Annotated in this window: 9 protein-coding genes and 5 pseudogenes; 8 read left to right on the top strand and 6 right to left on the bottom strand. The window is 57.5% G+C overall.

All coding sequences use genetic code 11. The annotated features are described in order from the left end of the window. The 3 genes and pseudogenes from CK215_RS31695 to CK215_RS30250 form a co-directional block, all read right to left on the bottom strand. Window positions 1-252, bottom strand: a pseudogene (locus CK215_RS31695) (hypothetical protein); the annotation flags it as partial. 10 nt (window positions 253-262) lie between these two features. Further along, a pseudogene (locus tag CK215_RS30255) lies at window positions 263-559 on the bottom strand (IS5/IS1182 family transposase); the annotation flags it as partial. Between the two features lie 310 nt (window positions 560-869). Continuing rightward, complete coding sequence (locus CK215_RS30250; RefSeq protein WP_095833122.1) at window positions 870-2306, bottom strand: amidase; 1437 nt, start codon at window positions 2304-2306, stop codon at window positions 870-872. 359 nt (window positions 2307-2665) lie between these two features. Between CK215_RS30250 and CK215_RS30245 the strand changes: the two genes are divergently transcribed. From CK215_RS30245 to CK215_RS30225, 5 genes are read left to right on the top strand one after another with little or no spacing between them, the layout of a single operon-like run. Continuing rightward, window positions 2666-4264, top strand: a complete 1599-nt coding sequence (locus CK215_RS30245; protein WP_095833121.1) for an ABC transporter substrate-binding protein — start codon at window positions 2666-2668, stop codon at window positions 4262-4264. A gap of 27 nt (window positions 4265-4291) precedes the next feature. Next, complete coding sequence (locus CK215_RS30240) at window positions 4292-5230, top strand: ABC transporter permease (RefSeq protein WP_095833120.1); 939 nt, start codon at window positions 4292-4294, stop codon at window positions 5228-5230. A 2-nt stretch (window positions 5231-5232) separates the two neighbouring features. Then, window positions 5233-6126: an ABC transporter permease gene (locus tag CK215_RS30235; protein ID WP_095833119.1), complete on the top strand. Its 894-nt coding sequence runs from the start codon at window positions 5233-5235 to the stop codon at window positions 6124-6126. Then, entirely contained in the window at window positions 6123-7139 is a 1017-nt protein-coding gene (locus tag CK215_RS30230) for an ABC transporter ATP-binding protein (RefSeq protein ID WP_095833118.1), read from the top strand. The genes CK215_RS30235 and CK215_RS30230 overlap by 4 nt, the downstream gene beginning before the upstream one ends. Continuing rightward, complete coding sequence (locus CK215_RS30225) at window positions 7136-8161, top strand: ABC transporter ATP-binding protein (protein WP_095833117.1); 1026 nt, start codon at window positions 7136-7138, stop codon at window positions 8159-8161. The genes CK215_RS30230 and CK215_RS30225 overlap by 4 nt, the downstream gene beginning before the upstream one ends. A 999-nt stretch (window positions 8162-9160) precedes the next feature. Here the strand turns inward: CK215_RS30225 and CK215_RS31160 are convergent. Continuing rightward, entirely contained in the window at window positions 9161-9523 is a 363-nt protein-coding gene (locus CK215_RS31160) for a hypothetical protein (protein ID WP_141245596.1), read from the bottom strand. Between CK215_RS31160 and CK215_RS30215 the strand changes: the two are divergent. Then, a pseudogene (locus CK215_RS30215) lies at window positions 9425-9953 on the top strand (transposase); the annotation flags it as partial. The gene CK215_RS31160 and the pseudogene CK215_RS30215 sit on opposite strands and share 99 nt — an antisense overlap. 140 nt (window positions 9954-10093) lie before the next feature. Here CK215_RS30215 and CK215_RS30210 read toward each other — a convergent pair. Next, window positions 10094-10416: pseudogene (locus CK215_RS30210) on the bottom strand (transposase); the annotation flags it as partial. Then, window positions 10397-10555 (bottom strand): IS66 family insertion sequence element accessory protein TnpB, encoded by a 159-nt coding sequence (gene tnpB, locus CK215_RS30205; RefSeq protein ID WP_095833116.1) that lies wholly within the window; start codon window positions 10553-10555, stop codon window positions 10397-10399. The pseudogene CK215_RS30210 and the gene tnpB, both read right to left, overlap by 20 nt. A gap of 681 nt (window positions 10556-11236) precedes the next feature. Here tnpB and CK215_RS30195 point away from each other — a divergent pair. Then, window positions 11237-12460 (top strand): acetyl-CoA carboxylase biotin carboxylase subunit family protein, encoded by a 1224-nt coding sequence (locus CK215_RS30195; protein ID WP_095833115.1) that lies wholly within the window; start codon window positions 11237-11239, stop codon window positions 12458-12460. A gap of 261 nt (window positions 12461-12721) precedes the next feature. After that, window positions 12722-13078 (top strand): annotated as a pseudogene (locus tag CK215_RS32185) (IS66 family transposase zinc-finger binding domain-containing protein); the annotation flags it as partial. Window positions 13079-13340: the final 262 nt, after the last annotated feature.

The raw sequence follows: 13340 nt of genomic DNA, 5'->3' as shown, positions 1-13340 counted from the left end.
ATCATCACCCGGAAGGAGATCGACATAATCGTCGACGCAACCGCGAAGTCGATCGAGACGACCTATCGCGCGCTGAGCTGAGGGCCGAGAATGCGATATGAACAGAGCGCCGACGGAAGCGGGGCCGAGTTGTGGACGAAATACCCCGGCGGTGAAGAACTCTCCCTCGTTTTGACGTCTGGCCTCGAGCATCTGGTCTGCGAGCAGCTTCTTAAGCTTGGCATTCTCGTCTTCCGAGGCCTTCAGCCGCATGCGCCTTGCCCTTCCTGCAAAGCGTGACGATCCGCTCCTCGCCCATGCGGCTGCGCGAGCGCGTTATCGACGAGCGGTCGAACGGCAGCGCATAACAAAGAACATCTCGCCGGTGAGATACATAGGGGTTCTTCGCCCGCACAGCATCTCGTCTGAAAGGTTGAGAGCCAGCGCCGCCATCAGCCGGATCGGTAGTGGCGGCATGCCGAGGCGGTCCGAACAGAGGGCGCCGAAACGCTCCTCCAGCACCGGCAAGTCGATCCCCTGCGACAGCCGCACCAGCTCGTGCTTCATGTTGATGATTCAGGTCCTACTCTCCCGTCTCGCGTGGCCTGGACATTCGCCGTGCCGAACAGTTCCCTAAGCTCACGCTCGAACACGTGCCGCTCCTCTATGACGCCGGTCCCGAACGCTTCTCACAAACAAAGACGATACATTGCTGAGAAACCCGCCCGTCGCAACACCGCGGCGCTGATCGCGTCCGTTCTCGAATTCCACAGCCATGCCAGTGTTCGCCCGCGTCGGAACGGAGCCAGGCGGTTAGATACGGTGAGAGAAGCAGGTTAGCGCTACCCCTTCACATTTGATCGACGCTGCGTAGCTGTAGAGGATGGTTGTTATTCGCTGCTACCCGCAAAGACGGGCGGCTGTCGCGATGCCCAAGGAATCGCCTGTTCGAGGTCCCGCGCAACGCGCAAGACGGTCGACTCATCGGCGAAGCGTCCGACGATTTGAATGCCGATCGGAAGTCCGTCTGCGCTGATGAAAAGTGGGAGGGAGATAGAAGGTTGACCAGTAGCGCTGAAAACGCCGATATACTGGCAGATCGCCGCATCGAAAGTCAGAAGTTCCTCTGCGGGCATATTCCCGAGACTCATGGAGTACGTGTTATGTGGGAGAGCTGTATGAGCCATAGTGGGTGTCAGTAGAAGATCATATGCCTGCACTGCACTTCCGACATCGAACCGGATCTTGCGCATTAGCTCGAAGAATTGTTCCGCATAGGAAAGAGGAAGCGTCTTTGCCTTCTCGTAGATTACCAGGTTGAGAAGTTCGAGTGTGGTCTCGTCTATTTTTCGTCCGAGAGCTCTTGCCTGAGCTTCGAGTCTTGAATAACCGACATAATACGATCCGGTGATAAGTTCCCTGTATTCCGCAGAAGAGAATGGCGGGCCAATTTCCTCGACCGCGTGCCCCATATCCTCGAGCGCTTTCGCCGTTTCCGCCACCCGGTCGCGAATCTCTGGGTCGAGTTTCACCTCAGCCCATGAACTCAATGCGACGCCGATCTTTAAGCGACCGGCTGGATGCGACAGCTCTTCAACATACGCGCGTTTCGGTTGTGGAATAAGGAACGGGTCACCAGGATAGCTTCCCGAAAGCACGTCGAGCGCGGCCGCGGTGTCGCGAATTGTCCGGCAGAGCACGAATCGTCTACTTATACCGTGGCCCGGGTCCTGGCCATTCGGCCCACCCGAGATGCGGCCGCGGGAAGGGTTAAGACCCACAAGTCCGCAATAGGATGCCGGGATGCGAGTGGACCCGCCGCCGTCACTGGCTGATGCCATGGGCACAATGCCAGCGGCTACTGCCGCTCCTGATCCAGAGGACGAGCCGCCTGCCGTTCGATCCAAATTCCAAGGGTTACGCGTAATCCCACACATCGCAGTTTCACTGAGGCCCGATACGCCCAACTCGGTTGTTGTAGTGCGCCCTATTAGGCGAAGCCCTCCGGCCCGAGCACGCTCAACGAAATAGCTATCCACGGTGGGACGATAACCTTGATAAAGCCGGCTGCCGCATTCATAAAGTCGGCCAGCCTCCGTAGAACTGATATCCTTCCGCAGGAAGGGCACACCGGCAAATGGACCGTCATTTGAACCGGGCACGGACTCAGCGTCGTCATAGAGCTCAATCACTGCATTGATCGTAGGGTTGATCCGGTCATGAGCCTTTTGTGCAAGTCGGATGAGTTCAACAGCAGTGACATCACCCTTACGGACTAAATCCGCCAGCCCGGTGGCATCATAGCCAACATATTCCTGCAATTTCATGCGAGTCTTCCTTGCGTGGCGGTAAACGGAACCTGAACAAGAATTGTGAAGTCGAAACAACGTTAGCTACTGCTGCTTAAAAGGTTTAGCCTAATGCAAAATTCTCATCCACGGGTTGACAAAAAGGCATTGGGGGCCGGCCGTCGAGCCGACCACACTGTTTCGGCCTGCTGCAAAGTACCAGTTGGATCTGGACCACAACCCGTGGCTGCCAAATCAAGCAGCCACCTGTTCTCAAAAAATGTAAACCCGCGGTTGAGATTATTTCGGCTATGAGGGCGCAGAAAGTCCTCTATAAAGTCGTTAGAAGACTAAGCGGCGGCCAAGGGACGTCGCCTCAATGAACCGGGGGGGTAATAATGAAGAAAAAACTAGAACGCGATGTGAGCCGTCGGGCCTTTCTGAAGGCCGGCGCCGCACTTGGGGGAGGGGTGGTAGTCGCTTCTGGCATGCCTTTGTCGAAAGTCGTTTGGGCAGCTGAGGGCAAGGTGCTCAAGATTAGCAGCAACCACGACGTGACCACGTTCGACCCTGGGTTCTACACCCAGGCCACGGAAGTGGACATAATGAATTGCATTTATTCAAAGCTCACGCGCTACAAGCCGGGGTCTGATTGGGGATGGGAATTGGAGGCAGCAGAAAAGATCGATCAGATTGATCCGACACATATTCGCTTTCGGCTAAAAAAAGGCATCATGTTCACTGGCGGCTATGGGGAATTGACTTCCAAGGACCTCAAATTCTCTTTTGAGAGGATCATTAAGCACAAATCGGGGGCCATTCCCGATTTGGGGTCATTCGACCATGTTGAGCTGGAGGACGACCACACGGGGGTGATTGTATTCAAAACACCCTATGTACCGGTCTGGATGATCACTCTGCCATTTGCTGTGGGCCACATTGTATCTGAGCAAGCGGTAATGAAGGCGACAAAGGATGGCAATAATTTTGGTTTGAAGCCACCGGCCTTCTCAGGTCCATATGTACTCGCCGATTTCAAGGCCAACCAGCATACGTTGCTGACGCGAAACCCGGATTGGGCCGGACCAAAGCCTGGGTTCGACGAGATTCGCATCGTTCCAATCGCGGACGCCAAGACAGCAGAGCGCGCCTATCAAGCTGGCGATCTCGATTTTTGCAATATCAGCCTGGACTCACTTCAAGCCTTCAAAGCAACCCCCCCGGCCAACACCAAGCTCGATGTCAGGACGGCGCTTGGCTACGTCTGGTTGGGCATGAATACGGAAAATCCTAAGCTGAAAGATATCAACGTCCGCAAGGCGATCCAATGGGCGATCAACGTACCCCAGATTCTGAACGCGGCCTATGCCGGGCAAGCCGATGTGGCCACAGGAACGATTGCGCCTGGCATAATTGGGCATCGTTCCAAAGCCCTCGTTCCGCCGGAGGGCGACCTTCAAAAAGCGAAAGAGTTCCTGGAGAAGGCCGGAGTGAGTGATCTGGCCCTGACGCTCGCCTGCCGTAATACGAGCGAGCATTCGACTATTGCTCAGACAATACAGGCGCAGCTATCTCAGATCGGCATTTCGGTCGAAGTTAATGCCCTGGATGCAGGATCATTCTGGACGATTGGCATGGAGTCGGAAGGCGACCGCTGGAAGGACGCCCAGCTCGTTCTCAACGAGTTCATCGGGCTTCCGGATCCTCATTACGAGGTTTCCTGGTTTACGCAAGCTCAAGTAGGTGTGTGGAATTGGGAGCGGTTTCGTAGCCAGCGGTTTGACGATCTCGTGGACAAGGCGGTGACGATCTCAGAGCCGGAGGAACGGGCGAAGCTTTACTACGAAATACAGGACCTCATGGAAGAATCGGGTGCCTATCGCTTCCTCACCAATGGTGCTGCGGCGACTGTTTATCGAACCTCCCAGATCGCCGAAGCTGCCAGCCGTCCTGATGGGGAGCCTCTGTTCCTCAATTTCAGGCCGGCTTCGACGTGACGATTTGATAGAGCCAGGAATGAAGGAATGTGGCTGTACCTCCTGAAAAGACTTGTCCTCGCGATCACGATCACCGTGATCGCTGTGACACTTCTGTTCGTGATGATCCATGCCGTCCCCGGCGATCCTGCCGCGACGCTACTTGGCCCACGGGCGACCCCAGAGATGAAGGCGCTGCTTCATCAGCAGATGGGTCTTGATAAGCCATTTCTTGTGCAGATCGCCTCCTTCTTCGGCGGACTACTGCACGCCGATCTCGGGTATGATGTTTTCAGCCAAAGACCTGTCGCTGATATCGTCTTTGAGCAATTGCCCTATACGATCGAGTTGATCCTGGTCTCGATCGTTTGGGCCGCTGCTGTCGCCGTGCCGCTCGGCTGCTACTCAGCCATGCAAGCTAATTCCTTGATCGATCAAGCCGTTGGAGTATTGGCCGTCGCCACGATCGCGATTCCTTCCTTCGTCATGGCGGTCTACGGACTGCTCATCTTTGCCGTTGCGCTTCGCTGGCTGCCGGCAATCGGGCCGGGTGAAGGGTTTTTTGATGGCCTCGTCCATCTGATCTTGCCGAGCTTTGCAATGGGGATTGGATGGGTGGGTTACATCTCTCGATTGGTGCGCGCCTCCATGCTCGAGACCCTGGGCGAGAATCATATTCGTATGGCCCGCTCCTTCGGGATTTCAGAATGGCGGATCGTCTTTCATTACGCACTTCCACTGGCGATTCTACCAACAGTAACCATTCTTGGAGTGGGTATCGCTTGGCTGCTCTCGGCGGCGGTTTTTGTGGAGGTGGTGTTCGCAAGACCTGGCATAGGCGCGCTGATCGTTCAGGCGGTAAATGCGCGCAATTATCCGATTGTAATGGGCGTCGTAGTGATCACGACCTTGCTTATCGTAATTGCAACAGCCGTCTCCGATCTAGTCAACGCCGGTCTTGACCCGCGCACTCGGGAAAAACTCTGATCATGACGAGCATTGAAGCGATCGGCACAGAAGCGTGCGTAGGCTCCGGTTCGGGCGCCTCTGGCTCTTTTCTGCGGCAATTTCGAAAGAACCGTCTGGGCATTCTTGGCGCTATGCTTGTCCTCCTCGTGGTGGTGAGCGCGTTTGTTGGTCCGCTGTTGATTACCCACGATCCGATCCGCATTATGGTCGGGCCTCGTTTGGGCGGACCTTCGGCAGATTTTCTCCTCGGCACGGATCAGCTCGGCCGCGACACTTTCTCCCGCATCATCATCGGCGGACGCATCCCGCTACTCGTTGCGCTAGCATCCCTCGGCAGTTCACTTCTCGTTGGCCTTGTGCTTGGCCTGATCGCAGGGTTCGGGCCGAGGTGGTTGGACAATTTGCTACTGCTTATTTTTGATACGATCCGCTCCTTCCCCGGCATCATATTCGCCTTGGCTGTCATCGCGCTTCTGGGGCCTAGCATGGTAAGCGTGATTCTGGTCATAGCGGTAACTTCCATGCCAATCTATGCGCGTGTCGTGCGCACCCAAACGCAAGCCTTGCGCAACAGCGACTACATTGACGCGGAACGAAGCATGGGCGCCAGCACGACGCGCATCCTGGCTGTGCATATGCTCCCGAACGTGATTGGTCCTCTGCTCATCCTGGTGAGCATGGATGTGCCGGCGGTCATTGCGGTCGAGGCAGGTCTCAGCTTTCTAGGCATGGGCGTGCGCCCACCCACGCCCGACTGGGGAGCTATCCTGAATGACGGCTATAGCTACATCCACCAGACGGGATGGCTGGTGTTTGCTGGCGGTACTCCAATCATTATAGCAACGCTGGGCTTCACTTTTCTCGGCGAAGCCTTGCGCGACATTTTTGATCCCAAGCTGCGGAAGGATTTATGAGCCGTCACAATCAAACAAGGCCTACCTCCGACTGTTCACTTCTCGAGATACGCGGCCTCAGTCTTGACTTCGGCATGCCTCGTGGCCGTGTTCACGCCCTGCGTAATGTCTCATTCGACGTCCCGGCAGGAAAGATAGTGGGAATTGTCGGCGAAAGTGGATCTGGAAAGTCCACATTGGCCTATGCGGTTATGGGATTGATTGCTGACAACGCCGAGGTGACAGCCGGCAGCATTTTCTTCGAGCGACGCGACCTGCTCACACTCACGTCCCAGGCCCGCCGCAGCCTGATGGGCGATCGACTTTCCATGATCTTCCAAGACCCAATGACTGCACTCAATCCGGTGCGGACCATCGAAAGCCAGATGATCGATATACAGCACCACGAGGAAAGGAGCCGAAGCGACAAACGCGCTCGATCCATCGACATGCTTAGGCGCGTCGGAATCCCCGACCCGGAAAGCCGGATCAGGAACCATCCTCATCAGTTTTCCGGTGGCATGCGGCAGCGGATTTGCATTGCCATGGCACTTCTTGTTAAGCCGGCGCTCCTCATCGCAGACGAGCCGACCACGGCCCTCGATGCCACTTTGGAAGTTCAAATCATTCACTTGCTGAAGGACCTGCAACGCGAGATTGGTTGTTCGATCCTCTTCGTTTCCCACCATCTCGGCGTAGTGGCCGAACTGTGCGACCACGTCGTCGTCATGTATGCCGGGGAAGTCGTCGAGCAAGGTCCCGTGCGCTGTATCTTCCACAATCCGGGTCACCCCTACACCCGCGCGCTCCTTGAATGCGATCCCGGACGGATCAAACAAAAGACGCGCAATTTGCCTACCATTCCAGGAGAGGTGCCAAGTCTGCTCGGCAGCAAAGAAGGATGCATCTTCCGCCCGCGATGTCTTCACGCTTTTGACCGCTGCGTGAAGGAGAGACCGCCTGAGTACCGGGCCGGTGCTTGTCAGGTGGCGCGTTGCCATTTGCTCGATCGACCTCGGATGGTGCCGGCATGAGTGCGTTGCTGAATGTTCAGTCCCTCCATGTCCGTTTTCGCACTATTGGCCCGCTGAAGGCCCTCGCCACCGGAATAGATGACCCTTTTATAGACGCAGTGTGCGGCGTTTCCTTCGAGATCCGCAAGGGTGAGACACTTGCTCTTATCGGGGAGAGCGGGTCGGGCAAATCCACCATCGGGCGTACGATCATGGGCCTTCAGCCAGCTTTCAGCGGCAGCATTCGTTTTGACGGCCAAGAACTTGTCGGTCTCAAGGCATCTGAGCGAAAGTCTTACCTGCGGCGGCTGGCGATGGTGTTCCAGGATCCCGTGGGGTCCCTCTCGCCGCGTCTGACCGTGCAGTCGCTCCTCACCGAGCCATTTCGCATACACAGCATCAGCAATCGGGATCCCGGTGCCGAAGCGGAGCGCCTGTTGCGCACGGTCGGCTTGCCGGCGGATTTTGGGCGCCGCTACCCCCATCAGCTCTCGGGAGGGCAGGCTCGGCGCGTCGGCATCGCACGGGCTCTTGCACTCAATCCAGATCTCGTCATCGCCGACGAGCCGACAGCTGGCCTCGACGTGTCGGTGCAAGGCGAGGTGCTTAATCTGCTTGCTCGCCTCAAGGATGAACTCGGGATTGCCATCCTCATCATCACCCACAACCTCAATGTTGTGCGCCATATGGCCGATCGTATGGCGACCATGTATCTGGGCCGCGTTGTCGAGATCGGTTCAGCCGAAAGCATTTTCGATCATCCGCGCCATCCTTATACGCAAGCTTTGCTGTCGGCCAACCCAGTCCCCGATCCGGACGCGATTCTCAACCGCATCCAGATCAAGGGCGAAGTGCCGAGCATGCTGAAACGTCCAGCCGGCTGTGAGTTCCACACCCGATGCCAATACGCACAAGAAATCTGTAGTCGTGTTTTGCCCGAACCTTCAACTAGCCCGGATGACCTTGAGCATAGCTTCAAATGTCATTTCCCGGTCGGGCTCCAAACCACACCCCCGTTGGAGCAACTACCTTTACGAGTTTGAAGCTCCTGAGTGTCGCGGCGACATTATCTACCTATTCGTAAGCTGAATCGGTTGCTCTACTCGGGGGCGAGTTCGGCAGCCACTTACACCTCCTGTGTCCAACGAAATGGGCTATGTCAGCCAGCCATCCCATACTTCCTTGCTTCGATACCTTCTTTGGACAGTCGGGAGGAGGGTTTCCGCACGTTTCACGATGACGGGCTGGCGGCGCGATTGTGGGCCAGATCGGGACCTTGTGCCCAACCGCACCATGCGGGCGTTGTAGTCTTTGCCAATCATCCCTTTACACGCCGCTTCGGCGTCTTGTTCCTGAGCTACAGGCCCAAGTCCCTGGAAATTCATAGGTTCTCGACCAAGCGTCAAGTTTTCAGCTGATGACGTCTTCCATCTTCTTTCTCAAGGAGAGATCGGCCACCAGCTTGGTGTTCTCGTCCTCAAGCGATGGCGAGGCTGGCAAACACGGCGTGAGCGGTTGCAGAGCAATTTGGCCAGGACGTCGCGCGGCAGCCCCATTCGCGGGCACATCCAGTCTTGCGGATCCGCCAACCGCGGCCCGGCGGTGGAGCGGCATCTCTTGGCGGCGCACCAAGTAGCACGGCATCAACTCGTCTCAGCGCGAGGCTGGCCTGTCGTTCTGGACGCGCCGATGACATCGGCCATGTAGGCTTCGGCATCGACGCCGCGGAGCTCGCAGGTCTCTATGATGCTGACCACGACCGCTCACCGCTCGGCTGCGGCGAAGCCGCCCGAGAAAAACCAATTGCGCCGGCCGACGGGAAATCCACGAATCGCGCTCCGCGATCAGGTTGTCTGGCTCGACAGGAAGCGGTTGGACGCGCGCCATTGCTTAGGCTGTGAGCCCATAAATCGAATTATCGAAATATCTGGTGGACTGATGCCATTGCTAGACGGACAGCCAGCGGACCTCAAGGTCGTGGTTAGGCTCGATCGTTCCTCGGAATTCGGGCACCGCTCTAATCGCGATAGCTTCATTCACTTTTAGAGCTTGGTCCACAATGTCCGCCAATTGCTCGTGGCGAGGCCAATCACCGCAAGCGCTGGATGTCTATCGCGTGTTTGAAGCCTCCCGTTGGCTTGATGCCCTTGGTATCCGCGCCAGATCAGCCAATTCTCTTTTACGGCAGCCAACTGTCCGTCATCGATAGGCGAAAGCAAGAATACCCAGCTCCAATCATCGAGCGCATAATCCCATTCGCACCTATAGGCGTGTGCTTGACCGGGATCTTCTGCCATGCCGTTTAGCTCTATGCGACGGTGCGGCTGTTCGTGAACTTCTTCCAGCCCTCCTTCAAGCTGGCCGGAAAGGAGCGGGACGGCGCCCGCGTGCGCAAGCGTTATCATCGCCGGGCGACGCCATGCCAACGATTGCTGGGGGATCCGCGGACACCGGAACCGGTTCGCGCCGCACTGGCGCAAACATATGCGCGGCTGGACCCTGTCCGGTTGCTGAGCAAGATGCGGATGGCGCAGCAGCGCCTCGTCGACATCGCCGACAGGTCCGGCACGCCATCGGTTGTAAAAACGGGGCCGTCGGCGGCCGGATCCCTTCGCCCTCGTCACCAACGAATTGCAAGCGTGGTTTGACGAAGAACCCTGGCGGACGAGCCGCGAATTGCTGGAGCGTCTGCAGGCGGAGCGTCCGGGGCAATATCCCGATCGTCTGCTGCGCACGTTGCAGCGCCGCTTGAAGATCTGGCGAAAGGAAAAGGCGCACCCAATGGTGTTCGGTGCGATGCAGTTCGAGCCAGCAATCGAGCCGATGACGAATTGATCCGGATCCCAGTCGTGGGGAACATTATGATGAGGCAACGGACATGTCGGTCGGGAGCATTCCACGGCGAGGCAATACGCGCTCTCACTTTGATTGCCGCGCCGCTGAACGCACGCTTTGGATAGTCGCCGCCGTGCGGCTGCGGCAAGCTGATCCTCGCTCGCCGGGGTCACGAGGTCTTCGAGTTGCAATTCCGACTGCTCGATCAGCCGCGCCGTGCGCTCGGAGCGCCGCCCGTACAGTTTCGCGTTTCAGTCTCTCGATGCGCAGCTCAAGATGCGCAGTCGCGCCTCGGTGTCGGACAGCAGGCTTGCGCGCTGGCCGCTTCGGCCTGACAGTTGGAGTCCTCCGTCTGCGCCACGTCGCGCTCGGCTTCGACCCGCAACCGTGCTTCGCGTTCAACCCGCAGCACCGCCAGGGCATTCGCGAGGTCCGAAGGAAGATCATCCGGCTTCAACGTCATGAGGCCAAAAAATATGACCGCTCAGCGGATCCTTCTTCAAGATCTCCTGCACGCTTAGAGCAAGGCTGGTAAAGCCGCAGCGCATGTCGGTCCGTCCCGTCGCCAGCCACACCCGCACCCCGGTCGGAATCGGGATCATCGCAGCGTTTCCAGGCCACGCATGATCTGAACCAGCGCTTCCACCTCCACGTCGGGCTCGACGATGGCGCCCCCCAGCCATTCACGCTCACCGCTTCCATGCGCCCGCCCGCCTTCCTTGGCTGCTCCGTTACGATCATCGCCGGCACGAAAACGCAGACGCCTCCTTCGCCGAGTCGACCCTCACGATGCGCCTTGCGCCGGGCAAACAGCAGCAGGTTGGAAATCCCGTGATGCCGCGCTGTCCGCGGATGTCTGCCGCGGAGCCGAATAGCTCTCCTCGACGATCCGCAGATTCTCCTCCTCCGACCAGCGGCGCCGGCGGCCAGTCTCAACAATCTCGAGCCGAGTGACTTGGCGACAGTCAGTACCGACATCCATACCGACAGTCAGCTACACCATCCGTCCGTCCGGCAAGGCGGCCATCCTAGCACGAGTACCCTAAGAAACATGAAATGGGGCGCAGCGCGCTAAACTCGCATGTCTTGTCGGGCGCATCAGATAGAACGGCAACTGGCCTGTCTTGGTTCAGCAACATAAATTCTTGGAACCTTTACATCTGACCTTAGCGGATAGTGATAACTTCACCAGCAGTTTCAGGGGGGGCCGCAATTTCGGATCAGCCCGTCAAGCTGATGCACCTTACGTGTGGACCAGGCACACAGAATCGTGGAGTCATTAAATGGCAAAAAAAGCGCTTATTATGGTCGAAGGTGCGAGTAATGGACCACTATTCGTCCGTACGGCTAGGCGTCTTGGCCTTCACCCCGTCTTACTCTCCGCTGACCCACACCGCTACGATTACGTTTCGATGGAAAATGGTGAGGCAGTTTGTGTCGATACGTCTGATGTTAACGCTGTCATCCAGCAGTGTAACTCGCTACGAGAGAGCTATGACATTTCCGGCATCACATCATCCTTGGAGTCGTTCTATGCGACAGTTGGCAAGCTCTGCCGGCATTTCGGTCTACCGGGACCGAATCCTACGTCGATTGAACGTTGCTGCGACAAAGCTGCCCAACGTCAGCTTCTTGCTGAGGCCGGCGTTCCCATACCTGCCTATCGCGTGGCAGCGAACGCGATCGAGATCAATGACGCTGCGGTGGAGATCGGGCTTCCTGTGATTCTGAAGCCAGGGGTAGGAAGCGGCAGCAGTGGTGTTCGTTTGTGCCGCGACCCTGATGAGGTGGCCGAACATACCACGTATTTGTTGGGCGGGAAGCACATATGGTGTTCTCCACCGAGGATACTGGTCGAAGAATTCGCACAGGGCCCCTATTATTGGGCCGATATAATGGGAGATCAGATCATTGGAATTGGCACCGCTGACTTCGGCCCCCCACCGCATTTCGTCTTTCGTGGGTACACTTATCCGGCGCGGCTGACAAACGAGGAGCGCCAGCGAATTGCTGACGTCTGCCTAAGCTGTTTGCGAGGGCTTAGCCTCGGCTGGGGGCCAACGAACGTTGAACTCAGGTGGACGAAGCAAGGCCCTGTCGTCATTGAGGTCAATCCGCGCCTTCCTGGCACGCCCATCCCTCAATTGGTCCAAGCGGCTAACGGTGTCGATCTCATCACCGCGCATATCAAGCTAGTCACTGGCGAGAAATGGGACTTGCGTGAAAAGCAATCATATATCGCCCGCGCACAATTGCTGGTTCCGGATCGTGACGGTATCCTCGATCGGATCGAAGGTGCGGGGAGGGCCGCTGCCGAACCAGGTGTCGTCGAGGTAAAATTGTTCACCGAACCGAAGGCGCTGATCGTCAGAAGGGGCGATTACCGAGACTGTATCGGGCATGTGATCGCTGCTTCACGTGGATGTGCTCAAACCGAGGCGATACTTCAGCGTGCTGTAGGGTTCATGGACTGGTCGATCACACCACCTCGATCCCTCGGCGAATAGAGCCTTCGCTCGGCAGCATCCAGGAAAGAAAGTACATAAAGTTCCAATCAGAGTTAGTGCTGTTCTGAGAGCACCTTCCTGGATGACTTCTAGTCTAATCTGCGCGCTCCGGCTAGACCGCCGAACTATCTTTTTGCCGGCTGCCGCTTTTTCGGACGCAAGGTTAAGCGTAATGTAATCGCCCGATTGTCACCGCCTGCCTGCCCACGGTGATGGCCTGTGACACGTGTTTAACGACGTCGTTTGCGACACGGCTGCGCGGAAAAGATCGGGCGGGAAATCCAGCAGCTGGAACTCGCACTGGAGGATCTTTTGATCGCCGCGGCGGATAGCAAAGCCGGGCCAACCGATGAGGCCGACGAGGCAGCGTCTGTCGCGCCTATGACGAACGCTCCCGAAACGCGCCGTCGTCCGCGCGCATTGCACAAGGCAGTTCGCGAGCGGAGGAGGTCGATCCCGGCGCCTGCTGCCCCGCCTGTGGCGGTGAACTACGTCTTGTGGCGAAGAGGTAAGCGAATCCTCGACCTGATCGCCGAGCAGATGAAGGTCATTGCGATCGCCCGGTTAAAGAAATCCTGCCGCTGCTGCGAAAAGATGGTGCAGTTGCCCGCGCCCAGCCCTGAGCGTAGCTTCGTCACGCTCCGCATGTTCGCCGTGGTGGTATGGCGCACAATGCCAATGGGGGTTGCGAAGACTGCACGCCTACTACGCGCCTTTTCTGTTCTTTTGCCGACGCGATTGAGGTTGGCTGCGATTGACAGATCCGACATCTGGCGGGCCAGTACCCGAGCACGATCAACGGTATCGTCTTCGATCGTCCAGCGGGTTTGCCCGACCTTGTTCTTCTTCACGATACGTCGTGAGTGATCGCCGGGCGAGC

It is taken from the genome of Mesorhizobium sp. WSM3864 (genome assembly GCF_002294955.1).
Lineage (GTDB): Bacteria > Pseudomonadota > Alphaproteobacteria > Rhizobiales > Rhizobiaceae > Mesorhizobium.
Note: the sequence above shows the minus strand (reverse complement) of the source record. Positions and strands in the feature narration are given on the sequence as shown.

Excerpts from the sequence above, each read along its gene's own strand:
- CK215_RS30235 (WP_095833119.1), top strand. The coding sequence starts at position 5,233 with ATGACGAGCATTGAAGCGATCGGCACAGAAGCGTGCGTAGGCTCCGGT.
- CK215_RS31160 (WP_141245596.1), bottom strand. The coding sequence starts at position 9,523 with ATGATAACGCTTGCGCACGCGGGCGCCGTCCCGCTCCTTTCCGGCCAG.
- tnpB (WP_095833116.1), bottom strand. The coding sequence starts at position 10,555 with ATGATCCCGATTCCGACCGGGGTGCGGGTGTGGCTGGCGACGGGACGG.
- CK215_RS30225 (WP_095833117.1), top strand. The coding sequence starts at position 7,136 with ATGAGTGCGTTGCTGAATGTTCAGTCCCTCCATGTCCGTTTTCGCACT.
- CK215_RS30230 (WP_095833118.1), top strand. The coding sequence starts at position 6,123 with ATGAGCCGTCACAATCAAACAAGGCCTACCTCCGACTGTTCACTTCTC.
- CK215_RS30195 (WP_095833115.1), top strand. The coding sequence starts at position 11,237 with ATGGCAAAAAAAGCGCTTATTATGGTCGAAGGTGCGAGTAATGGACCA.
- CK215_RS30240 (WP_095833120.1), top strand. The coding sequence starts at position 4,292 with ATGTGGCTGTACCTCCTGAAAAGACTTGTCCTCGCGATCACGATCACC.
- CK215_RS30245 (WP_095833121.1), top strand. The coding sequence starts at position 2,666 with ATGAAGAAAAAACTAGAACGCGATGTGAGCCGTCGGGCCTTTCTGAAG.
- CK215_RS30250 (WP_095833122.1), bottom strand. The coding sequence starts at position 2,306 with ATGAAATTGCAGGAATATGTTGGCTATGATGCCACCGGGCTGGCGGAT.